The sequence below is a fragment of the Burkholderia sp. B21-005 genome (genome assembly GCF_020843965.1).
Taxonomy (GTDB): Bacteria; Pseudomonadota; Gammaproteobacteria; order Burkholderiales; family Burkholderiaceae; genus Burkholderia; species Burkholderia ambifaria.
Map to the genome: position 1 here is coordinate 685,134 of NZ_CP086303.1, position 21,564 is coordinate 706,697.

At 67.1% G+C, this 21,564-nt stretch carries 20 protein-coding genes; 6 read left to right on the plus strand and 14 right to left on the minus strand.

Annotated features, from left to right (window positions below; all coding sequences use genetic code 11):
• The 10 genes from LMA02_RS33600 to LMA02_RS33645 form a co-directional block, all read right to left on the minus strand.
• Complete coding sequence (locus LMA02_RS33600) at positions 1–444, minus strand: TadE/TadG family type IV pilus assembly protein (protein WP_228910198.1); 444 nt, start codon at positions 442–444, stop codon at positions 1–3.
• Entirely contained in the window at positions 441–974 is a 534-nt protein-coding gene (locus tag LMA02_RS33605; protein WP_228910199.1) for a TadE/TadG family type IV pilus assembly protein, read from the minus strand. The genes LMA02_RS33600 and LMA02_RS33605 overlap by 4 nt, the downstream gene beginning before the upstream one ends.
• 13 nt (positions 975–987) lie before the next feature.
• On the minus strand, positions 988–2,259 hold the full coding sequence (locus LMA02_RS33610) for a pilus assembly protein TadG-related protein (RefSeq protein WP_228910200.1): 1,272 nt from the start codon (positions 2,257–2,259) through the stop codon (positions 988–990).
• Positions 2,260–2,284: 25 nt separating this feature from the next.
• On the minus strand, positions 2,285–2,581 hold the full coding sequence (locus LMA02_RS33615) for a hypothetical protein (RefSeq protein ID WP_228910201.1): 297 nt from the start codon (positions 2,579–2,581) through the stop codon (positions 2,285–2,287).
• Between the two features lie 20 nt (positions 2,582–2,601).
• Positions 2,602–4,581 (minus strand): type II and III secretion system protein family protein, encoded by a 1,980-nt coding sequence (locus tag LMA02_RS33620; RefSeq protein WP_228910202.1) that lies wholly within the window; start codon positions 4,579–4,581, stop codon positions 2,602–2,604.
• 113 nt (positions 4,582–4,694) lie between these two features.
• The gene (gene cpaB / locus LMA02_RS33625) at positions 4,695–5,540 is read right to left on the minus strand and encodes a Flp pilus assembly protein CpaB (protein WP_228910203.1); all 846 of its coding nucleotides are present in this window, start codon (positions 5,538–5,540) and stop codon (positions 4,695–4,697) included.
• 35 nt (positions 5,541–5,575) lie between these two features.
• Positions 5,576–6,976 (minus strand): ATP-binding protein, encoded by a 1,401-nt coding sequence (locus LMA02_RS33630; protein WP_228910204.1) that lies wholly within the window; start codon positions 6,974–6,976, stop codon positions 5,576–5,578.
• 34 nt (positions 6,977–7,010) lie between these two features.
• Positions 7,011–7,550: an A24 family peptidase gene (locus LMA02_RS33635; protein ID WP_228910925.1), complete on the minus strand. Its 540-nt coding sequence runs from the start codon at positions 7,548–7,550 to the stop codon at positions 7,011–7,013.
• Positions 7,551–7,584: 34 nt separating this feature from the next.
• Entirely contained in the window at positions 7,585–7,791 is a 207-nt protein-coding gene (locus LMA02_RS33640) for a Flp family type IVb pilin (RefSeq protein ID WP_228910205.1), read from the minus strand.
• Positions 7,792–7,958: 167 nt separating this feature from the next.
• Positions 7,959–8,141, minus strand: a complete 183-nt coding sequence (locus tag LMA02_RS33645) for a Flp family type IVb pilin (RefSeq protein WP_228910206.1) — start codon at positions 8,139–8,141, stop codon at positions 7,959–7,961.
• A 1,037-nt stretch (positions 8,142–9,178) separates the two neighbouring features.
• On the opposite strand from LMA02_RS33645, the gene LMA02_RS33650 reads away from it, so the two are divergent.
• Genes LMA02_RS33650 through LMA02_RS33665 form a run of 4 tightly spaced genes read left to right on the plus strand, consistent with a single transcriptional unit; the run spans position 9,179 to position 13,260 of the window.
• Entirely contained in the window at positions 9,179–10,417 is a 1,239-nt protein-coding gene (locus LMA02_RS33650) for a glycosyltransferase family 87 protein (RefSeq protein ID WP_228910927.1), read from the plus strand.
• Positions 10,414–11,793, plus strand: coding sequence for a glycosyltransferase family 87 protein (locus tag LMA02_RS33655; protein ID WP_228910207.1), 1,380 nt, complete (start codon positions 10,414–10,416; stop codon positions 11,791–11,793). The genes LMA02_RS33650 and LMA02_RS33655 overlap by 4 nt, the downstream gene beginning before the upstream one ends.
• Before the next feature lie 24 nt (positions 11,794–11,817).
• Positions 11,818–12,861 carry a glycosyltransferase family 2 protein gene (locus tag LMA02_RS33660; RefSeq protein ID WP_228910208.1) on the plus strand — a complete coding sequence of 348 codons (1,044 nt, stop codon included), beginning with the start codon at positions 11,818–11,820 and terminating at the stop codon, positions 12,859–12,861.
• Positions 12,862–12,876: 15 nt separating this feature from the next.
• A complete protein-coding gene (locus tag LMA02_RS33665; RefSeq protein WP_228910209.1) occupies positions 12,877–13,260 on the plus strand; it encodes a GtrA family protein in 384 nt (127 codons plus the stop codon).
• Between the two features lie 172 nt (positions 13,261–13,432).
• On the opposite strand, the gene LMA02_RS33670 is transcribed toward LMA02_RS33665, so the two are convergent.
• From LMA02_RS33670 to LMA02_RS33680, 3 genes are all read right to left on the minus strand, one after another.
• Positions 13,433–14,872 carry an MFS transporter gene (locus LMA02_RS33670; protein ID WP_166724328.1) on the minus strand — a complete coding sequence of 480 codons (1,440 nt, stop codon included), beginning with the start codon at positions 14,870–14,872 and terminating at the stop codon, positions 13,433–13,435.
• 159 nt (positions 14,873–15,031) lie between these two features.
• On the minus strand, positions 15,032–16,183 hold the full coding sequence (locus LMA02_RS33675) for a CaiB/BaiF CoA transferase family protein (RefSeq protein WP_228910210.1): 1,152 nt from the start codon (positions 16,181–16,183) through the stop codon (positions 15,032–15,034).
• A 7-nt stretch (positions 16,184–16,190) separates the two neighbouring features.
• Positions 16,191–17,132 (minus strand): hydroxymethylglutaryl-CoA lyase, encoded by a 942-nt coding sequence (locus LMA02_RS33680; protein WP_228910211.1) that lies wholly within the window; start codon positions 17,130–17,132, stop codon positions 16,191–16,193.
• A gap of 281 nt (positions 17,133–17,413) precedes the next feature.
• Between LMA02_RS33680 and LMA02_RS33685 the strand changes: the two genes are divergently transcribed.
• A complete protein-coding gene (locus tag LMA02_RS33685) occupies positions 17,414–18,322 on the plus strand; it encodes a LysR family transcriptional regulator (protein ID WP_228910212.1) in 909 nt (302 codons plus the stop codon).
• A 343-nt stretch (positions 18,323–18,665) separates the two neighbouring features.
• A complete protein-coding gene (locus LMA02_RS33690) occupies positions 18,666–19,742 on the plus strand; it encodes a PHB depolymerase family esterase (RefSeq protein WP_228910213.1) in 1,077 nt (358 codons plus the stop codon).
• 23 nt (positions 19,743–19,765) lie between these two features.
• On the opposite strand, the gene LMA02_RS33695 is transcribed toward LMA02_RS33690, so the two are convergent.
• On the minus strand, positions 19,766–21,544 hold the full coding sequence (locus LMA02_RS33695; RefSeq protein ID WP_228910928.1) for a histidine kinase: 1,779 nt from the start codon (positions 21,542–21,544) through the stop codon (positions 19,766–19,768).
• Between the last annotated feature and the right edge of the window lie 20 nt (positions 21,545–21,564).

Consider the following 21,564-nt stretch of genomic DNA (forward strand, 5'->3'; position numbering starts at 1 on the left):
TTATTGACAGGCGGTGCCGCCCGTCGAGGAGTTCAGGCTTTCCCGCGACAGCGTCGTGGTGAACGACGGCATCGTGATCGCAACGTTCGCGATCGGGATCATCGTGTTGACAGTGACGTTGCTGATGCTGACGGTCACGAACGAGCAGGAGCTCACGTTGCAGCCCGACGGCGAGTAGGTCACCGACACGTTCGAATTGGCCAGGATCGGCATGAGCGACCTCACGCGCTTCACGACGCCGGGCGCGTTCACGTCGCAGACGATCGCCGTGCGGGCGCCGAGCCGGATGGCCTCGCTCGCCGTGTTCCAGTAAAACAGCACGCGCCCGAATTCGAAGATGCCGATCAGCAGCGTGATCAGGATCGACGCGATCAGCGCGAATTCGACGATCGTGGAGCCGCGTTGGGCGCGACGGCGCGACGGCGGAGAGGGGCGCGGGGTCATGACACTTGCCTCATCACGGTGACGATGTTGCCGAAGGTGATCGACGACAGCCCCGGGTAGGCCGGAATCGGCTGGTACTGATAGCCCTTCACCTTCACTTCGACGACGTTGATGCTGCCGGTCGCCGTGCCGCTTGCCGCGTTGTTGGTCGAGTCGTACGTCGGCAGGTTCGCGAACTGCGACGGGTCGGACGCGTCGGCGCAATCGGGCGAATGCGTGGCGTCGCAGACGATCACCATCGACGTCGTGAGCCCCGGCACCAGCTCGCTGCCGGCGGAGCCGCACGTGGTGCTGCCGTACACGACGAGGCACTGCGCCTCCGCGAGCGGATACGCGCTGTCGTTCGGCAGAAAGACCGACAGGTAGCGCGCCGCGTTGCGCGTCGCCTTGGTGAGCGTCTCGTACTGGTAGATCGCGCGGCCGAACTCGGCCACGCCGGTCGCGAGCACGATCATCGGCATCAGCACGAGCGCAAATTCGACCGCGGCGACACCGCGCATGCGTGACCGGCGAATCGGGACCCTTTTCATGATCGCGTCTCCTCTATTGAACGAGCATCGGTACCTTGATACCGACCGAGCTGCCGCTGCCCGGCAGGCCGTGCGTCGCGCACGGCGTGCTGCCGGAGGCCGTGGAGCCGAGGTATTCGAGGTGCGCCACGACCCCGCCGGCTCCCGGGCTGAACGGCAGCGGATCGAGCATCAGCACGCAGTCCCACTGCGTGACGTGCACCTTGCCGCTGCTGCCCGACAGCGTCGAACAGTCGCCCTCGGGGGCCAGCGCGACCCGGCGGTCGCCGCCATACGTCTGGTAGTTGCTTGCCGTGACGGTCCCGTTGGTCGAGATGCCGCTGCCGGTGGGCGGCGTACCGTCGCCCTGGTAGGTCTTGAAGCTCGCGCGATCGAGCACGAACTGCGTGTACGCGTCGCCGACGATGCCCGGGGTTCCCGGCGGTCCGTATTTCGGGCCGACATACGCATAGCCGGTGAAGTCCGGCTGGCCGCTCGAGCCGTTGGCGCCGTTCGTGTAGATGCCGAAGCGGGTGTTCCAGGCGCGCAGCGACGCGGACTTCAGGCCCGTCGAACCGAGGTCCGGCGGCGACGTGATGTTGCAGGTGTTGCCGGACAGTTCGCCGGCGATGGTCGGCTCGTTCGTCGAACCATCGAGCGCCGCCCAGCCGAAGTTGCCGGGCCCGTACGTCGACGACGAGCCGGACGGCGACGAGATCCAGTCGCCGACCTTGTACGGCGCGGCGGACGCCGGCTTGCACACGAACACCGGAATCGCACAGGTGGTCTGCCCGGCCCCGACCGTCGCGATCGCGCTGGCCGCGACCTGCGCCGCGTTCGCGACCTGCAGGCCGGGAATCGTGTTGAGCACTTCGATGAACCAGTGCGCGATGTTGCTCAACTGCGCGGTGCACTTCACGTACTTGACGTTCGCCGGCGTGGCGACCGCCGTCTTGGTCAGGAACGGATTGGTCAGCGAATCGCTGAACGTGACGTTCGAATCCGTCTGCATCTGTACCGCGTTCTGCTGAAAGAACGCGAAATTCGCGTGGCCGGCGGCGATGCCGTCGGCTTCCGCGACCTGCAGGCTGATGGCCGACGTCAGGTCGCGCGCGGCGGACAGCGCGCAGGCATCGGCGCTGTTCTGCAGTTCGCTGCGCGTGACGTACAGCTTGCCGAGGTCCAGCGCGAGACCGACGAACCCGATCATCATCGCCAGTGCGAGACCGACGATGATCGCGACGGCGCCTTGCTGACGATGCAGACCGCGACGCGTGAGCTTCGGATGACGAGCTGCGCTGGACATGGCGTTCTCCCTGAGCGTGCCTGTGTTATTGCGCCGACTTGCCGATGCCGATCACGAATGCATTGGCTTTCGGCTCGGGCTGCTTGAACGACTTGTCGTAGCTGTCGAGCGCGGACGCGGCGGCGCGGCCATCGACCCCCGGGTGCGCTGCCGCGTGTTCCCCGGCATGCGGATCGATGATCTGGGCCTGCGTGACGGCGCGGACCGAGTCGCCGAAGCGGCTGTCCCACACCGGGCTCGACGACATGCAGCCGGCGAGTGCGAACGCGAGCGGGACGGCAAGCGCCGCGCGGCGCACGAATACGAGGTAGGCGGATTTCATGAGCTTCCCCTTGGATAGCTTCAACGATCGGTGGACTGGGGTGCCGCGCTCGCCCGCGCGATCTGCGCATGGGCGGCCGGCACGCTGGGCGTCGGACGCGGTGCAGGTTTCGCCGGCGTGCCGGAGGCGGCCGCCGCGAGGCGCGCCGCTGCGGCTTCGATGCGCGCGATCCGCGCCGCACCGGCCGCATCGGCCTGCGGTTGTGCGGGCGATGGCGGCTGCGGCTGCGCGGCAGGCGTCGGCTCGGCGTTCACCGCCCCCGCTGCCTCGGCCGCTGCAGCCGCAGCTTTCTCCGGCTGGGCCGGCACCGGCGCCGGTGCCTCGGCAGGCTGCGGCGCACGCGGTGCGGGCAGTGCGGCGGCTGGTGCGGCCGGTGCGGCCGGTGCGGCCGATTGCGGCGCGGGAGCCGGTGCCGGCGTCTGCGGTGCATCCGTCGCGTTGTTCGACGGTTGCACGGCCGCCTTGCGGACACCCTTGCGGCCTTCCATGTTGCCGGTCGCGTACACGTCGGCTTCGCTCGGCTTCGAGAAGCTGTCGGTCGGCAACGGCACGTCGGCGGTCTGCAGCGGCCTCACCAGGTGCGGCGTGATCAGGAAGATCAGCTCGGTGCGGTCCTGCTGGAACGACGTGCTGCGGAACAGCGCGCCGAGCACGGGCACCTCGCCGACGCCCGGGATCGCCTTCAGCGCGCCGGTCGCGTTGTCCTTGATCAGCCCGCCGATCGCGAACGATTCGCCGTCGCTCATCTGGACCGTCGTCGACGCACGCCGGGTCGTGATCAGCGGCAGGATCGACGTGCCGCCGATGTTGGTCGCGCTCAGCGTGACGCCCGTCTGCGACAGCTCCGACACTTCCGGCGCCACCTTCAGGCTGATCCGGCCGTTCGCGAGCACCGTCGGCGTGAACTTCAGCGCGACGCCGAACTCCTCTTCCTGCAGCGTGATCGACGACGTGCCGTTGCCGCTGCTCTGCGGTATCGGGATGAAGATCTTGCCGCCGGCAAGGAACGTCGCCTCCTGGCCGCTGATCGTCACGAGGTTGGGCTCCGCGAGGATCTTGACGAGGTTGTCGGTGTTCTGCACGTCGGCCGCGACGCGGAACGGCTTGTTGTTCGCCTTGTTGAAGATCGCGCCGCTTGCAACGCCCGCGAGCAGGTTGCTGACGAGCGCACCGCTCCACGAGCCGAAGCCGCCCTGGATGTTGAATGCGCTGCCCATCTGGTTGATCAGCGTCTTCGACACTTCGGCGACCTTCACCTCGAGCATCACCTGCTGCGGCGACGTGACGGCCAGCATGTTCAGCACGCCGGCGCCCTTGCCGGCCCCGCCGCCGTCACCGGCGCTGTCGCTGTACGCATGGGCGATCTGCACGGCCTGCTGCGCGGCCTGCGAGTTCGACACGTTGCCTGCCAGCACGATCGTGCCGGCGGCGGTCGACACGTGAATGTCGCGCTCGCCCGGCATCAGCTGCTGCAGCGACGCCTGCAGGCCGCCGGCGTCCGCGCCGACCGCCACGTCGATCACGCGGCACGCACCGCTCCTGCCCTGCACGATCATGTTGGTCGTGCCGACCGACAGCCCGAGGATGTACAGCGTCTGCGGCGACACCATCGTCGCCTGCGCGACGGCCGGGTTGCCGATGGTGCGGTTGCGCACCGGCTCCGGCATCGGCACGAGCAGCGACTTGCCGAGCGGCACGCTGACGCTGGTCGCATCACGCACCGCACCCACGCAGTTCGGCCCGCGCATCGGCGCCGCCGACGCGGCGGCCGCGGCGGCCGGTGCCGGCGCCATGCTGATCGTCATCTGCATCGGCCCCTTCGCGACGGCGGCCGGTGCGCTGGCACCGCCCTTCATCAGCGCAGCCGATTCGGCGCCTTCCTGGGCCAGTGCGCTGTACACGGTCAGCGTTCCTGCACAGAGGATCGCGGCCATCATCGCGCCCCGTGCGATGCGCGTGCGCACCGGGCCGGTACCTGAGTATTGCGGATTGATCTTCATTTCGTCTGATCCCCCGAGTGACCGGCGAGACGCCGGCTTTTGCCTTGCAAGGCCGCCGTGCCCTGACGGCGGCCGATCTGGTTAATCTGGTTATCTGGATGTGTTTTGCGTGTTCAGAAACATTCGACGCTGCCGTGCACGCCGGTCAGCACACCGACGCAATCGCGGCGCGCCTCCGGTGCGGCGTGCGACGCGACATGCACGCGCACGGTCCGTACGTGTGCGGGTGCCGGTGCGGGCGTCGCGTCGGGTACCGGGGCCTTGCCGAGCAACGTCAGCTTGGTTGCGCCGTCGGTGGTCAGCGTCTTCTGGTCGACCTGGTTGCGCAGCACGAGCGACAGCGTGCCGACGCTGCGCGCGAGGTCGAGGCGTTCGGCCTGATCGGGCGTGACTTCGAGCGTCACCGCGTTGACGACCTTCGGTGCGGTGTCGTCGCGGCTGACCTGCTGCGCGACGGCGAGCACGAGGATGTGCTCGAGCACGATCTTCGAGATGCTCTGCCCGTCGGTCTTGCCCTGCTGTTCCTGCGTGTTGACGATCACGTCGACGTAGTTGCCCGGCAGCGCGAAGCCCGCGACGCCGACCACGTCGTTCACGCGCACGGTGATCGCGCGGCTGCCGTCGGCAATCACCGCGGACAGCCCGCCCTTCGTGCCGACCGGCGCGAGCTTCGACTCGATCACCGGCTCGCCGCGGGCGAGGCTCGTGCGCACGACGCGCCCTTCGAGTTCCTTCGTGTCGGCGAACGCGCCGGTCGGCACGCTGCCCGACGGCCAGCTCACCATGTGGATCTGGTTCGGCCCGAGCGGCTCGCCCAGGTTCAGGTCGGTGGTCGCCACCGCGACCGACGTGACCGAGCTGCTGGAGGTATTCATCAGCCAGCGGGACGCGAACACGACCGCGGCAAGCCCCGCGACCATCGCGATGATCAGCATCAAGAGCGCTCGACTGTTTTTCATGGCAATGCTCCTCAACGAATCGTGAAAGAAACGGCTCAACCGGTTATGTACGTGCGCCCGCCGTGCTCGACAGGCGGCGGATGCACGCCGTCGCGCTCGGGCGCCGAGCCGAAATAGCTGGCCCATGCGTCGTACAGCGCGTCGTGCGTCACTTCGGGCGGATCGCCGCGATACCGCGCGCCGGCGGCGACGAGGCGCAGCAGATCCATCGGGAAGCATGCGAGATAGGCCTTGCCGCTCGGCAGGTGCAGCCGGTACAGCAGATAGTCGAATGCGTCGTGCGCCGGCACCAGCCCGAGCGACGCGCATGCGGCATCGAACACCGTGCGGTAGTGGTCGATCGACAACGCGCCGACGTGAAGCTTGGAACCGAGCCGGCGCAGGAACGCGTCGTCGGCGAACTGCTCCGGCGCCAGGTTGCTCGAGAACACCGGCCAGACGTCGAACGGCAGCACGAGACGATTGCCGGACTCGAGCGTCAGGAAATCGACGCCGCGGTCGAGCGGGCGCAGCCAGCGGTTGAGCAGGTCGCGCGGCTCGACGCGCTGGCGGCCGAGATCGTCGACGATGTACATGCCCATGTTCGCCTTCATGTGCGGCGGCGCCTGGTAGAAGCCCGCCCCTTCGTCTCGGCGCAGGTCGAGCTCGTCGAGCGTCAGCTCGCCGCCGGACATCACGACCGGCCGCTCGCACAGGCACCAGCGGCGATCGACCGATTGGCCGTCGGCTTGCGACGCCGCGTCGACATGCACGATGGGGTCGTAGATCTGGATCACTTCGCCGGCGGCGTAAATGGCATGCGGCACCGGCACGTGGCCGCCCATCAGCGCGCCGAGCCGCTCCGCGAGGAAGGTCTTGCCGCTGCCGGCGGGGCCGTGGATCAGCAGCGGACGGCCGGCGTTGAGCGCGGCGGCCGCCGAATCGAGGATCGCCGTGTCCATGACGACGCCTTCGAATACGGCCCACACGTCGTTCTGGGCCACGCGCAGCTTGCGCACCGAATGGGTCGACACACAGTCGAGATACGCGTCGAGCGTCACCGGCGCGGGTCCGCTGTAACTGCTGCGCGAACGCTCTTCGAGCGCGAGCACGCGGCCCGCGTCGGTCAGGCGGAACGTCACGTCGAGGTCCGTCTTGCCGCGATGGGTCAGTTCGACCAGATGCTCGCGCACCAGGAACGCGAAGACGTCGTCGAGCACCGCGAGCGGCAGGCAGTGGCGCTCGATCAGGACGCCGTACGACGGGCGACCGAGCACCAGCGTCGACTTCAGCACGAGCCCTGCGACGAACGCCTGGGTCAAGCCGGTTTCCTCGAGCGAGCGCGGCGCCGGCGGCAGCAGCGCGCCCGGTTTCGCATGCACCTCCCGCGACGGCGGCGGATACGGCAGGTGTGCAACCTGCGCGTCGCGTTTCGGTTCGGTGGGGATCGTGTTCATGTGCGTTTCATCCTCGTTGCGGGTTCGTCACGCTCTATACAGACGAAACGAACAGCATGCCCAGCGTGCCGGCGGCAATCGCCACGCCATACGGCAACGCGCCAACCGACGCGACTTCCACGGGGCCGTCGGTTGCCCCTGCATACGCGCCGGTCGCGCGGTGCGCAATCAGTGCCCACACGTTCGCGCACATCTGGCGCATGCGTCCGCGCAGCAGCGCAAAGCCGATCGCGCCGATCCCACCGACCAGAAAGGTGGCCAGCACGATGTAGAACGTCATCTGCGCGCCGACCCATGCGCCGATCGCGAGCATCAGCTTCACGTCGCCTGCAGCCATTCCGCGCAGCAGATAGAACGGCAGCAGCAGGCCGAAGCCGGTCGCCGCGCCCGCCAGCCACGCAAGCGCACCTGCCTGGACGCCGTGCAGCGCGCACTGTGCGATCAGCGCGCCGACCAGACCGAGCGCGACGAGCCGGTTCGGGATGCGTCGGCTCGTGATGTCGGTGCTGGCCGCGACGATCGCGAGCAGCGTCACGCACAACGGAACCGGGTAAGGCAGCGCGGCAGGCAGCAACATGGCGAACCTCGATTGGACGTAATGGTCGGAATCACTGACCCAGTGCGGTATTGACCGCATCGGTCACGACCGACGCGATCATGTTGTACGTGTCGTCAAGCGAGCCTCCCAGCGTCATTACGCTTGCCATGACGACGGTGGCGACCAGCGCCGCGATCAACGCATACTCGATCGACGTCACGCCCTGGTCGTCGCCGATCCATCGCAATACCGATACCGCGCGTTCCCTGGCCCGCATGGCGGCCTCCGATTCGGTCGATCAAGGAGCGGGGGAGGCTCGAGCACTGCACCGGCCGAGCCATCCGCCGTTCGTTCCATCCGACATCTGTTGGGGTTGCGTCCGGCCCTGCACGCGTGACGGGATGGCGACGAACGGGCCGGACCCACCGTTCGTCGCCCCGCCATTCAGATGGCCGCGTTGAGATCGTCTGCAACCGTGTTGAAGACGTCGTTGAGGTCTTTGCCGACCAACGTCAGTGCTGCAACGAGGGTGACGGCGATCAGTGCGGCGATCAGGCCGTATTCGATGGCCGTCACACCTTGTTCGTCTTGGACGAAACCGCGGACCTTCTGGATGAACTTGGACATGGCTCTTCTCCTTTCGCACTACTATGAAAATCCCGTTGTCGGGGATCGACGCGGGGAGCGGGGTACTACCGGCACAACAAAGCGATTCGGATGCTGCGCTCAGCAACAGGCACGGCAGTTGTCGAGACTGTCCGGGCGAGCGTATGTCGGTGAGCTGGAGCGGGCGATGCGCATGCGCGATTCGATCGGCGAGACGCGACGATCGAGCGGAACGGAACGACTGCCGTCCGGCGCATGGATTCGAATTGAACGGGTGACGCAAGCGCGTCGATGCTGCTGCGGGTCTTCTGCGCGGCATGCAAGCCGCGGCGTGCTCTGGTCTTTCATTTTTATTCCCCAATGCTGTCATGTGATTCTTGTAGCGCGGACGATGCCGTCGCCTATTTGCTCGGTCGACGTTTCCGGCGGTTTTCAAGGCCTGGGCGGCGTATTCCCCGACGCGCCCTCGATCCGTTGCTTTCCGCAGGTGATTCAGTCCGGTTGGGTGAGTCCGTTGCTTGAACCGGTCATTCATCACATCGTCGACTGTCGTGCGGACCTTGACGCAAAGAGCAGGCCAGCCGGAAAGAAAGCCAGGCGCAGCAAGGGTTCGGGCCATTCGCCCGCCAGTCGGGCCTCGGCGCCATGCGCGAAATGTTTCAGATTTGATATACGCGTTCCGGTCGCCATGGCGTGCCGGCCCGAGCGCCGCCGTGCTGTGCAAGGCACCAAAAAATTTTCTCGGGATTTTCCCGAATGCGCGAAGCCGCTCCCCGGACGCTGGTTCCGAGACGTGCCGGACCGGCCAAAAACCCGGAATGTTTCAAGCGAGAAACATCATTTGCGCCGGCGCGGTTTTTTCAGACGTAAAAACCCGGTTTTCAGCCCTGTCGCCGCCAAATCGATATTTCACGATTCAGCCCGCGGTTTGCGTCACGCGATTTTTTCTCCAACAATGCATTCACCGGACAGCGCCATTGAATGCGATTCGCTCCGGATACACGACAACACAAAAAGGCTGCGGCACACCATGCGGCCTTCACTGCAAACGGGGCATCATGTACACAGCCAATCGTGGAGTGCGCTATCGCGCCAAACGCTGTGCTCAATGGCTGACAGCGGACCGGATCATTCCGTACAGCTGCATCATGCTGATGCTCTGTGTTGGATTCCTGATCACCTGGGGCGCCGTCACGAATACCTTCACATCGCAGACCACCGCCCGGCCGGGCGTCGACTTCTCCGTCTTCTGGACCGCCTCGCAACTCGTGCTGCAAGGCCATGCCGCAGCGATCTACGATCCGGTCTTCTTCTCCCATGCCGAGGTAGCGCAGTTCGGTGGCTATTTGGGTCGCCAATCGCTGCCTTGGCTCTATCCGCCGACGATGCTGCTGTTCGTCGCGCCGATTGCCCTCGTGCCTTTCCTGCCCGCGTATTTCCTCTTTTTTGCGGGCAGCCTTTTATGCTATGCGTACGCCGTCTTGCGACTGTCGGGCCTGCGTGCGTACCTGCCCGTTCCGCGCGCCGCCGCGCTCGTCGTGCTCGCCTATTCCGGCGTGTTCGCGTCCGTCCTGTACGGGCAGAACAGCATCCTGACCGCCGGTATCGCCGCGCTCGCGCTGCATTTCCTCGGCCGACGCCCGATCGTCGCCGGCGTGCTGATCGGGCTGCTCGCCATCAAGCCTCAGATGGCGATCGTGTTTCCGTTCGTGCTGATCGCGGCGCGTGCATGGCGCACCTTCGCGGCGGCCGCGCTCACGACCACGCTGTTCGTGGTGGCGGGCATAGCGCTGACCGGCACCAGCTCGCTGACCGGCCTGGCCCACGCGATGTCGATCGTGCGCGGCATGCATTTCACCCTGCCTGCCTACTGGTTCGTTTCACCGACGACGTTCGCGGCGCTGCGGCTCGCGGGTGCATCGATCCCGATCGCGCTCGTCGCGCAAGCCGCCGTCGGACTGCTCGCCATCGCAGCCGCCGTCCATGTGTGGCGCCGCACGACCGACATGCGGCTGTGCGGCGCGGCGCTGGCGGTCGCCGCGCTGTTGACGACACCCTATCTGTGGAGTTACGAACTGGCGTGGCTCGGCATCGCGGTCTTCTGCGTGATCGCCCACGGACTGGAAGACGGCTGGCTGCCGGGAGATCAGATCGTGATCGTGCTCGCGTGGCTGCTGCCGATATTCGAGGTGTTCAACCGGATAACGAAGCTGCCGCAGATCGGCCCGATCGTGCTGCTCGCCGTCCTGTTCGTCGTCGTGCGTCGCGCCAACCTTGCACCTCGGAGCGCACCATGAAATCACCGCTCTCCCTCATGCATGCGGATTCAGCAATGGACGCCCATCCGGAGCTGCCGATCGCCGGCCCGCGCCGTTTCCCGCATTGGCTCAATCGCGATCGGGTGCGCCTCTATGCGGCAGCGGTATTGTTTACCGAACTGCTGTTCATGTTCGTGTATCTCGCGCGCGTACATTGGTCGCAAACATCCCTGCCTGAACCCCTGGCACAGGATGTCGCGCCGATCTGGGGCGCCGCGTGGCTCGCCGCGCACGGCCTCGGGATCAACGCGTGGAACCTGCCGTCGCTGTTCGAGGTCGAGAAGGTCGCGCTCCCGCTGATGAACGCCGGGAACGGCTCGCTGCCGTGGCTCTACCCGCCCACGATGCTGATGTTCGTGCTGCCGCTCGGCTGGCTGCCGTACATGTTCGCGGTGGTGCTGTGGCTGGGCGCCACCTACGCGCTGTTCGTGACGACGATCCGCGCAACCGTACAGCGCGAGGGCGCGCTGCTCTGCGCGCTCGCCTTCCCCGGCGCGTTTCTCGCAGTGATCGTCGGGCAGACAAGCCTGCTGACCGCGACGCTCGCAGGCGTCGGGCTGCTGACGCTGAATCGCCGCCCCGTCATCGCCGGCATCTGCTTCGGCTTGCTGACGATGAAGCCGCAGATGGCGGTGCTGTTTCCGCTCGCGCTGCTGTGCGCCGGACAATGGCGTGCGCTGGCCGCATGGGTCGCGACGATCGCCAGCGGCTTCGCGCTGTCGACGCTGATGTTCGGCTTCGACGCCTGGGTCGCATTCGCGCACGGCTTGCACGCCGCATACCAGATCGTCGGGGCCGGCCACGCGCGGCTCGCGCGCATGCCGACCGTGTTCGTGCTTGCCACCGATCTCGGCTGGCCCCATTCCGTCGCGCTCGGCCTGCAGCTGCTGTCGGCCGCGGCCGCCGCGATCGCCGTCGTGTACGCGTGGCGCGGGGCATGTTCGTATGCGCTGCGCGCCGCGACGCTCGCGTGCGCGTCCCTGGTCGTCGGTCCCTATCTGTACGACTACGACCTGACCTGGTACGGGCTCGTGATCGCGTGGTACGCACGCTATGCGTGGACGCACGGCTGGCGGCGCTTCGATCGTGAATGGCTGCTGCTGCTGTGGGTGATGCCGCTCGCCGGCCTGCTGGTCGTGCCGCACCTGTCGTTCCAGTTCATGCCGCTCGTCACGCTCGCATCGCTGGCGCTGCTCGTCGCCCGGATTGCACAAGAAAGACACGACGCGCCGTCGATGCCCGACGCGCGCGACCACTCGACCGAGACCGGCTTCACGCATCCGGTCCGATCGCACCACCGCCCGGCGCACGGACTGCGCCGCATCGGCCGCGCGAGCTTCCGCGCCGATCGCTGACACGTGACTACAGGGGAAACCATCATGCGCGAATCACTCTACACGCCGCTCGTCTCGCTGGTCGTGCCGTTCTACAACGAAGGCGAAGCCGTCGAACGCTTCTTCGACGTCGTGATTCCGTTGATGGCCGGCCTCGACGCGATCCGCTTCGAGATCGTCTGCGTCAACGACGGCAGCCGCGACGACACGCTCGAACGCCTGATCCGGATCAGCATGAGCGACCGCCGCGTGCGCGTCATCGATCTCACGCGCAACTTCGGCAAGGAAGCGGCGCTGACGGCAGGCCTCGACGAAGCCGCCGGCGACGCCGTGATCCCGCTCGACGCCGACCTGCAGGATCCGCCGAGCCTGATTCCGGTGATGCTCGAGCACTGGCGCGACGGGGTGGAAGTCGTCGCCGCGAAGCGCAGCAACCGCGCATGCGATTCATTCGCGAAGCGCACCGCCGCCGCGATCTACTACCGCGTCCACAACCTGCTGTCGGACGTGAAGCTGCCGGAGAACGTCGGCGACTTCCGGCTGATGGATCGCAAGGTCGTGAACGCGCTGCGCAGCCTGCCGGAGCGGCATCGCTTCATGAAGGGGCTGTTCGCGTGGGTCGGCTACCAGACCGTGATCATCGAGTACCAGCGCGAAGCGCGCAGCGCCGGGCACTCGAAGTTCTCCGGATGGAAGCTGTGGAACTTCGCGCTCGAGGGGATCACGAGCTTCAGCACCGTGCCGCTGCGCAGCTGGACCTATATCGGCCTGGGCATCGCCGCGCTCTCCTTCCTGTACGGCGCGTTCATCGTCGGCCGTACGCTGCTGTTCGGCAACCCGGTGCTCGGCTACGCGTCGCTGCTGTCCGTCACGCTGTTCATCGGCGGGATCGAGCTCATCGGCATCGGCGTGGTCGGCGAGTACATCGGGCGCATCTACGACGAGTCGAAGCAACGTCCCGTCTATCTGATTCGCCGCCGCTACGAGGCGCACGCCAAGGTGATCGAGCTGCCGGTCGCGCGCGATACGCGGCGCACGGCCGCACGCCGCCGCGTCCAGCCGGCACGCGTGCGGGTCGGCGCACGCTGACCGGCGGAGATCGCGATGTTCGAACTGCTCTGCGCCGAGCGCGTGCGGCTCGCGCGCTTCGGCCTGTCCGGACTCGGCTCGACCGCGCTGCACGTGCTGGTCGCCTCCGCGATGTATGCGCTGTTCGATGCGACGCAGGTGTTCGCGAACGCCGTCGCGTTCGTGTGCGCGACGGCGTTCTCATATCTCGCGAATACGCTGTGGAGCTTCTCGTCGACGGTGCATTCGCGCAACCTCGTGCGCTATCTGACGGTCGCGCTGGCCGGCTTCGCCGAAACGATGCTGCTCGCGCGCGTTGCCGAACTGCTCGACGTGCCGCGCGGCTGGGCCATCGTCGCGATCGCGCTGCTGATCCCGCCGACGATGTTCGTGATGCATCGGGTGTGGACGTATCGGTAAAGTTTTACGGCGGCAAGCGCGCCGCCGCCCTTCGAGATGCCTTCATGCAGGATCTGCGGCGCCCGCGTGGGCTTGCCGGCCGGGCGCGACGTTCAGCGTATTGAGCGAGACGTTGCTGGCTCGGCGCCAGCGACGAGCACGACCGCACGTCCGCGCCCGCCGCAACGGTCCATCAACGGTTCAGTTCCTCGAGGCGCAGGCCGTTGGTCTTCGGCCCGAAGAACCCGATCGATACCGCGACCGCCAGCATGCACGCCGTGATGCCGGCGAATACCCCGGGCAATCCGAAATCCCGGAGCAGGAACGCGATCGAAAAACCCGACATCATCGCGCCAACCCGGCTGGCCGAGTACACGATCCCGTTGGCCCGGCACCGCACGGCGGTCGGGAACAACTCTGCCTGGTAAGCGTGGTAGCAGACCGAGATGATCTGGCCGGCGAAGCTGATCAACACGCCGAGCAGGATGAGCGGCACCACGGCCCTGACCTGCGCGAACGCCGTCCCGCATACGATCACGACCAGCGCGCCGCCGACGATCAGGTATTTGCGCTGGATCCGGTCGGCGACGGCCATCGCCAGCAGCGGCCCGACCGGCAACGCGAACGCGATGATGAACGAATAGAGCAGGCTTTTCGTGACCGTGATGCCCTGGCTGATCAACAGCGTCGGCACCCAGTTCGCGAAACCGTAATAGCCGATCGCCTGGCAGAAGTTGAAGACGATCAGCATCACGAGACGCGAGCGATACGGCGGCTGCCACAACTCCGCGAGCGATGCGCGTCGATGCCGCGGCTGTTCGACGATCGGCGACGGCGCCGGCAGCGGCCGCCCGGACTGACGTTCGACGATCGCCTCGATGTGCCGCACGATCGCGTCGCTCCTGTCGACCTGTCCGTGCATCGCGAGCCACCGCGGACTCTCCGGCACACCGCGCCGGATGAACCACACCAGCAACGCGCCGAGCGCGCCCGCGAGCACCACGACGCGCCATCCGTCGATGCCGAACACCGTGGTCGGCACCAGCCAGTACGACAGGATCGCGGCGACCGGCGCCGCCGCGAACATCACGCTCTGGTTGAACGCCATCGCGCGGCCGCGCATCTGCTGCGGGACGAGTTCCGTCACGTAGCTGTCGATCGTGATGATCTCGACCCCGACGCCGATCCCGGTGATGAAGCGCCACAGGATCATGCCTTCGGCGGTCGTCTGAAATGCCATGATCACCGAGCCGATCGAATACCAGAGCAGCGACACCGTGAACACCGCGCGCCGGCCGTAGCGATCGGGCATCCAGCCCAGCCCGAACGTGCCGACGAACAGGCCGGCAAACGTCGCGGCGATGAAGCCGGCGATCCCGGTGAAGCCGAAAAATGCGTGCGTGGTGGTTTGCAGCACGCCGCTCTTCGCCATGCCCGGCGCGATATAGCCGGTGAAGATCAAATCGTAGACTTCGAAAAAGCCGCCCAGTGAAATCAGCAGCACCAGCATCCACAAATGGCGGGTGATCGGCAGGCGATCCATGCGCGCGGCGATCGCAGCGCCCGGCATGACGTCGACATCGATGAAGGGCGAATCATGCGGACGCGAATCCGCGGTGACGGTGGGCTGCATGTCTGTCTCCTGATACGGCGAATGTCGACGGCCTTGTTGTTCGATCGTGGTCCGTCTGCCGGTGTTGCGCGCCGCGCACGTCATGCGCGGCGCGTGGTTCTCAACGGTTTTGTGCTGCAACACCTCGACGGATCGGCTCGCTGCCGAGGCGGTAGCGGGTCATGCGGCCGCGCGGCCGGTCAGCCGCGAAAGAATCTCGTGCGTATGTTCGCCGACCCGGGCCAGCGCCTGCCGGACGCCCGGCCGGCGGCCGCCCATCGTCAACGGCAGCAGGACGACGTCGGTCGTCGTGCCGTCGTCGGCCTCCATCGGCACGAGGCCGCCGCTGGCCTTCAAATGCGGATCATCGAGCAATTGCTCCGGTCGCACGATCGGTGCATACGGAATGCCCGCGGCTTCGAGCTTCGGCGTCAGTTCGTCGACCCGGTGGCCCTTCAGGATGTCACCGAGAACGTCGAGCAATGCCGGCCGGACCGCCACCCGCAACGCGTTGCTGGCAAAGCGCGGTTCGGCGGGCAGATCCGGCCGGCCGAGCACGTCGCACAGCGTGACGAACTGCTTGTCGCTGACGGCGCCGATGAACAGCTGCTCGTCGTCGGCAAGCGTGAACACGTCGTACACGCTCCATGCGGACACGCGTGCGGGCATCGGCGGCGGCACTTCATGCGTCATCGCATACTGCTGCATGTGCTGCGCGCAGAGGAACACGCAGTTCTCGAAGAGTGCGCTTTGCACTTCCTGGCCGCGCCCGGTGACTTCCCGTTCGCGCAGCGCGGCGAGCACGCCGATCGCACCGAACATGCCGCCCATGATGTCGTTGACCGACGTTCCCGCGCGCAACGGCCGGCCCACCGGCCCCGTCATGTACGACAGCCCGCCCATCATCTGCACGACTTCGTCGAGCGCGAGCCGCTTCTCATACGGCCCGGGCAGGAAGCCCTTGTGCGACACATAAACAAGCCGCGGGAACGCCTTCGACAGCGTGTCGTAGTCCAGACCCAGTTTCGTCATCAGGCCCGGACGAAAATTCTCGAGCATCACGTCGCAGGTGCCGATCAGTTCGACCGCGGCGTCCTTGCCTTCCGGCGTGTTGATGTCGAGGACGACGCTCTTCTTGTTGCGGTTGAAGGTCCGGAAGAAGCCGATGCCGAGGCCCGGCAGCGTGCGGGTCTTGTCGCCGCCGGGCGGCTCGATCTTGATGACCTCCGCGCCGAGATCCGCGAGGATCATCCCGCACGTCGGCCCCATGACCATGTGCGTGAACTCGATCACGCGCACGCCGTCGAGCGGAAGTCTTGCGTTGGTTTCCATGAGGTCCTCAAGCATTGAGCGCGATCGACGCGCGATGGGTTTTCGGCAGGCCGGCCCGCCACAGCGCACCGTGCAGCGATTCGCCGTCGAGCCAGCGCGCGACCTTGGCGCGCAGCGCCAGCAGCGCCGTCAGGTCGATGCCGGTGTCGATGCCCATGTCGGCGAGCATGAACGCCAGGTCTTCGCTCGACGCATTGCCGCTTGCGCCTGGCGCGTGCGGGCATCCGCCGATGCCGGCGAGCGTCGCGTCGAAACGCGCGACGCCGGTTTCGAGCGCGGCATAGACATTGGCGAGCGCGAGGCCGCGCGTATCGTGAAAGTGACCGCAAAAGAAGCGCTCGCCGGCGACGCGACGCGCCCGCTCGAACAGCGCGCGCACGGCAGCCGGCCCCGCGTAGCCGACCGTATCGGCGAGGCTGACGCGATCCGCGCCCGCATCGAGCAACGCCTGCATGCAGCGCAGGACTTCGTCCGGTTCGACGCGCCCCTGGATCGTGCAGCCGAATGCCGTGCCGATGCCGCCTTCGATCAGCGTCGTCGACCCGGCGGCATCGCGCTCGGCGCGGATGCGCGCGACCTCGGCGACGACTTCATCGGGCGTCTTGCGCAGGTTCGCGAGGCTGTGTTCGCGGCTCGCGGACAACGGCACGAGCAGCAGGTCGGCGCCGGTTTCGAGCGCGCGCTGCGCGCCTTTCAGGTTCGGCACCAGAACCGATACGGCGAGGCCCGGCAGCGTTTTCGCGTACGCGACGAGTTCGGCGGTATCCGCCAGTTGCGGCAGCAGCCGCGCCGGCACGAACGAGCCGACTTCGATCTCGCGCTGGCCGGCCGCGTAGGCGCCGGCGATCCATTCGAGCTTGCGCGCGGTCGGCAGAACGGCCTGGATGCTTTGCAGGCCGTCGCGCAATCCGACCTCGCGAATCACGACGTGGGGGGGAAAAGAAGGCATGGCGTGGCTGTCTCCGCAATCGGTGGCCGGTCGTCACACGCCGGCGATAGCCCCACTTTAGAGATTCCCGAAAAAACGTAAAGCACCGGTTTGGAACCGAAATCGTTCCGAAACGGAATCCCTCCACGCCACGCCTTGAAGGCGTTTCGAAAGCAATGCAAGCGGAGCGACGCGTCGCCGTCGCCGTGGTAATTTCTGGCATTCCCGGAGAAGCCGGAAACCGGCGGAATCGAGTCGAACACTTCCGGCCCGGAACGTTCCGACACGCGGAGACTGCACCGATGCGCGACATCGACCTCAAGACATTGCGGCTGTTCGTGGCGGTATGCGATCACGGCAATATCGCGCGTGCCGCGCAAGAAGCGCACATCGAGCCTTCGGCGATCAGCAAGCGCATTGCGCAGCTCGAAAGCGATCTCGGCGTGCCTGCGCTCACGCGGTCACGACGCGGCGTCGCACCCACGCCGGCCGGCATCGCGCTGCTCGAGCATGCGCGCAGCATGCTGTTCACGATGGAGCGGATCGCAGCCGACGTCACCGCGATCGGCGACGGGCTGCAGGGGCGCGTGAGCATCTGCGCGTCGGCATCGGCGATCGCGGAAGTCCTGCTGGACGACATCGCGTCGTTCATGCGAGACCCCGCCAACCGGAACATCAAGGTCGACGTGGAAGAGCGTCTGTCGCGCGATCTGGTCCGGCAGGTGCGCGAAGGGGCTTCCGCGCTCGGCGTGTGCTGGGACAACGTCGACCTGCAAGGGCTGCAGGCGCGGTCCTATCGCCACGACCAGCTGGCGCTCGCCGTGCATCCCGAGCATCCGCTCGCCGGCCGTCAGTCGATCGGCTTCGACGACACGCTCGAATTCGAGCACGTCGGCTTGCCGCCGGCCACCGCCGTTCATACGATGCTCAAGCGGGCAGCCGCTGACCGCGGCCGGACCGTGTCGTATCGGGTGATCGTGTCGAGTTTCGACGCGGCGTTTCGCGTCGTGGCCGCCGGCCTCGGTATCAGCGTCATTCCCGTCGAAGTCGCGGCGGCTTACCGGCAGTCGCTCGGCGTGCACATGATTCCGCTCACCGACTCATGGGCGAAGCGTCGCTTCATCGTGTGTTTCCAGCGCTTCGATACGCTGCAGCCCGCCGCCCAGCGGATGGTCGACCATCTCGCGAACCGCGCCGTCGACGGCCGGTAATGCAGCGCGCCGCGTCGGCAATCAGCTCGCGCAGCACGGCGGCACCGATGCCCCGCCCCACGACAGGGTCGAAACATTCATCGATCCGTCATGAAACCATCGCACCCGATACGAGCGACGCCTGCTAGCATGCCGCGTGGCCCGTGCGAATCGCGACCCGTCTGTCAAGATGTCGCGTGGCATGGCATTTACTCCGCCGGCCGCCCTCGTGTCAGCCGTGCGAGACCGCTTCGACGCGGACGCTTCCCGCAAGCACGAATCGTGCTCTGCCCGCATTCGACTTCCATCCGACGGCCGGCCGCGCCGCATGCTGTTGCGCGAGCCGCCGGCACGAGATTCGTCCATGCCCAGGAAAAAAACCAGCCTCTGGCTACGGCCTTTCGACCTGTTTTCCGCCGCGACAAGCACGCGACCGAAACGGAAGACAGCCAAACCGGCGGTGTCGGTCAAACGCCCCGCCACCACACGGACCCCGCGTCGCACCCGCGCGCCGGCGCCTGCCGCCCACCCGTCGCCCCGCCACGCACCGGGCACCTGGCTGCGTTCGTTTCATTCCGCGCGCCCTGCCGCCGGCCGCCTCGTCAATCATCTTGCCTACGCGCTGTACCTGCCCGCCGCACCGGCAACGACCGAGGGCATGCCGGTCGTCGTCATGCTGCACGGCTGCAAGCAGACCGCCGAGTCGTTCGCCGCGGGCACGCGCATGTGCCGCGTCGCGGAGCGTGCCGGGTTTGCCGTGCTGTTCCCCGAACAGGCGAAGACCGCGCACGCGCATCGCTGCTGGAACTGGCATGGCGATGCGTCGCAGTCGGAGCTCCCGGCGGTCGTGTCGCTGATCGACGCGATCGTGGGGGAGCGCGGGTTCGACCGCGACCGGATCTATCTGGCCGGCATGTCGGCCGGCGCGGGGCTGGCCGCGCAGCTGGCGCTCGCGTATCCCGATCGGTTCGCGGCCGTCGGCCTGCATTCCGGTCCGGCCATCGCGCCGCCGTTGTCGACAATGGCCGCCATGAGCCTGATGCGCCGCGGCCTGCGCGACGACCCGATACGCGTCGTCGACGCATGCGTCGACGTGCGCGCGTATCCGGGTATGCCCGCGCTCGTCATGCATGGCGGACTCGATACGGTCGTCGCCGAGCAGAACGCGCTGCAGCTCGGCGTCGCGTTCGCGCGGATCAATCGGCTCGTCGACGAACAGGGTGAGCTGCGCGTCGGCGAGCAGCATACCTACACGCATGACGATGCGGATTACACGGACTATCTGCGCGGCGGCCGGGTGATCGTCCGGGTCTGCATCGTGCGCCGCCTGGCGCACGCGTGGAGCGGCGGCGATCCGCGCGAAGCGTTCCACTCCGCGACGGGGCCGGACGCCACCGCGATGTTCTGGAATTTCTTTCGAAGGCGGCGGCGCAAGCGATAGCGGCGACGCTGCCCGCCTCGCGCTCACGCGCGCTGCCCGACTGCCGCCGTCTCGCTCGCGCTCGCATTCGCCTCTGCGCGCCGGATCGGCAGTCGAATGCGGAAGGTGGTGCCGCGCCCCGGCTCGCTCGTCACGTCGATTGCGCCGCGGTGGCGCTCGACGATGCCGTGCGACACCGACAAGCCGAGCCCGGTGCCCTGCCCGACCGGCTTCGTCGTGAAGAACGGATCGAAGATCCGCCGAACGATGTCGGGCGTCATGCCGGCTCCGGTGTCGCTGATCGCGATCGACACCTGTTCGTCGTCGCTCGACGTCCGGATCGTGATCACGCCGCGCTCGGGAATCGCGTGCGCCGCGTTGACGAGCAGGTTCATGAATACCTGGTTCAATTGCGACGGCAGGCATTCGACGTGCGGCACGTCGCCGTACTCGCGCACGATGTCGGCCTTGTACTTGAGTTCGTTGTGGACGACGTTGAGCGTGCTCTCGAGGCCCGCATGGATGTCGGCCACGCACCATTCGCCGCTGCCCGGCCGCGAGAAATCGCGCAGGTCCTGCACGATCCGCCGCACCCGCAGCGCGCCGTCGATCGACTCGTCGATCAGCGTCACGATCTCGTCGCGCACGTAGTCCAGATCGGCGGCGCGCCCCATCGCGGCCAGCGCGTCGCGTTGGGCGGGTTCCAGCTGCGGCAGCGCGGCCTCGTGCGCGGCGATCACGTCGAGCAGGCTGCGCACCCACGTCTTCAGCGTGTTGAGGTTCGCGCTGATGAAGCCGACCGGATTGTTGATCTCGTGCGCGACGCCGGCCGCGAGCTGGCCGATCGATGCGAGTTTTTCCGACTGCAGCAGCTGCACGTGCGTTTCCTCGAGCGCCCGCAGCAGGCGCCGCTGTTCGTCCTTCTCCTGCTCGAGCCGGATCTGCGCCGCCTTGCGCTCGTCGATCTCGGTCGCCATGTTCTCGCGGGTGCGCTGCAGCATCGCCGTCGTCTGCTCGTAGCGTCGCAACGCCGTTTCGAGTTCCGCGGTCCGCAATCGCACCAGCCGCTCGAGCGTATCCGTCATCCCGCGCAGAAACGTTGTACGCGCATCGAAACGGCAGACCAGCAGCGTGACGATCAGCGTCGCCATCGTGAACAGCGCGATCGTCGTCGCAAGCCACGGCCCATCGATCCCGTTCGCCGCGCCGCATCGCGCATCCGGCGCGAAATGCGCGGCCGCCATCGCCGTGTAATGCATGCCCGTGATGGCGATGCCCATGATGAGCGCCGCACCGATGCGCAGCGCGGTCGCATGGCGTGCCTGTTGCACGCGCAGCGCCTGCGCCATCCAGAGCGCGGCAGTCGATGCGATCACCGCGACGCCGATCGACGCCGCGAACAGCACGGGATCGTAGCGAATGCCGGGCGCCATGCGCATCGCGGCCATCCCCGTGTAATGCATCCCGACGATCCCGGCGCCCATCAGCGCGCCGCCCGCGAGCAGGCGCCGGCGGCTCAACCGTGCACGCGTGACGACGTTCAGCGCGAAATACGACACGAGCACCGCGATGGCCAGCGACGCGCCGGTATCCGGCAGCGCATAGCCGAGCGGGATCGGCAGCGACAGCGCCAGCATGCCGACGAAATGCATCGACCAGATGCCGGTGCCCATCGCGGCCGCGCCGCCGCCAAGCCATGCGCGCTTGAGCTTCGGGTTGTCGAGCAGCGAAATGAACGCGGCCAGGTCGAGCGCCGTATAGGAGGCCAGCGTCGCGATGACGAGCGACAGCAGGACAAGCAGCGAATCGTAGGTGCCATGCATGATCGAGCCCTCGGTCGAGA

Bases quoted from the DNA above. Each gene is read 5' to 3' on its own strand.
- LMA02_RS33620 (WP_228910202.1), bottom strand. From the start codon at position 4,581: ATGAAGATCAATCCGCAATACTCAGGTACCGGCCCGGTGCGCACGCGC.
- LMA02_RS33675 (WP_228910210.1), bottom strand. From the start codon at position 16,183: ATGGAAACCAACGCAAGACTTCCGCTCGACGGCGTGCGCGTGATCGAG.
- LMA02_RS33690 (WP_228910213.1), top strand. From the start codon at position 18,666: ATGCCCAGGAAAAAAACCAGCCTCTGGCTACGGCCTTTCGACCTGTTT.
- LMA02_RS33680 (WP_228910211.1), bottom strand. From the start codon at position 17,132: ATGCCTTCTTTTCCCCCCCACGTCGTGATTCGCGAGGTCGGATTGCGC.
- LMA02_RS33615 (WP_228910201.1), bottom strand. From the start codon at position 2,581: ATGAAATCCGCCTACCTCGTATTCGTGCGCCGCGCGGCGCTTGCCGTC.
- LMA02_RS33600 (WP_228910198.1), bottom strand. From the start codon at position 444: ATGACCCCGCGCCCCTCTCCGCCGTCGCGCCGTCGCGCCCAACGCGGC.
- LMA02_RS33610 (WP_228910200.1), bottom strand. From the start codon at position 2,259: ATGTCCAGCGCAGCTCGTCATCCGAAGCTCACGCGTCGCGGTCTGCAT.
- LMA02_RS33645 (WP_228910206.1), bottom strand. From the start codon at position 8,141: ATGTCCAAGTTCATCCAGAAGGTCCGCGGTTTCGTCCAAGACGAACAA.
- LMA02_RS33605 (WP_228910199.1), bottom strand. From the start codon at position 974: ATGAAAAGGGTCCCGATTCGCCGGTCACGCATGCGCGGTGTCGCCGCG.
- LMA02_RS33695 (WP_228910928.1), bottom strand. From the start codon at position 21,544: ATGCATGGCACCTACGATTCGCTGCTTGTCCTGCTGTCGCTCGTCATC.
- LMA02_RS33660 (WP_228910208.1), top strand. From the start codon at position 11,818: ATGCGCGAATCACTCTACACGCCGCTCGTCTCGCTGGTCGTGCCGTTC.
- LMA02_RS33670 (WP_166724328.1), bottom strand. From the start codon at position 14,872: ATGCAGCCCACCGTCACCGCGGATTCGCGTCCGCATGATTCGCCCTTC.
- LMA02_RS33650 (WP_228910927.1), top strand. From the start codon at position 9,179: ATGTACACAGCCAATCGTGGAGTGCGCTATCGCGCCAAACGCTGTGCT.
- LMA02_RS33685 (WP_228910212.1), top strand. From the start codon at position 17,414: ATGCGCGACATCGACCTCAAGACATTGCGGCTGTTCGTGGCGGTATGC.
- LMA02_RS33640 (WP_228910205.1), bottom strand. From the start codon at position 7,791: ATGCGGGCCAGGGAACGCGCGGTATCGGTATTGCGATGGATCGGCGAC.
- cpaB (WP_228910203.1), bottom strand. From the start codon at position 5,540: ATGAAAAACAGTCGAGCGCTCTTGATGCTGATCATCGCGATGGTCGCG.
- LMA02_RS33630 (WP_228910204.1), bottom strand. From the start codon at position 6,976: ATGAACACGATCCCCACCGAACCGAAACGCGACGCGCAGGTTGCACAC.
- LMA02_RS33655 (WP_228910207.1), top strand. From the start codon at position 10,414: ATGAAATCACCGCTCTCCCTCATGCATGCGGATTCAGCAATGGACGCC.
- LMA02_RS33665 (WP_228910209.1), top strand. From the start codon at position 12,877: ATGTTCGAACTGCTCTGCGCCGAGCGCGTGCGGCTCGCGCGCTTCGGC.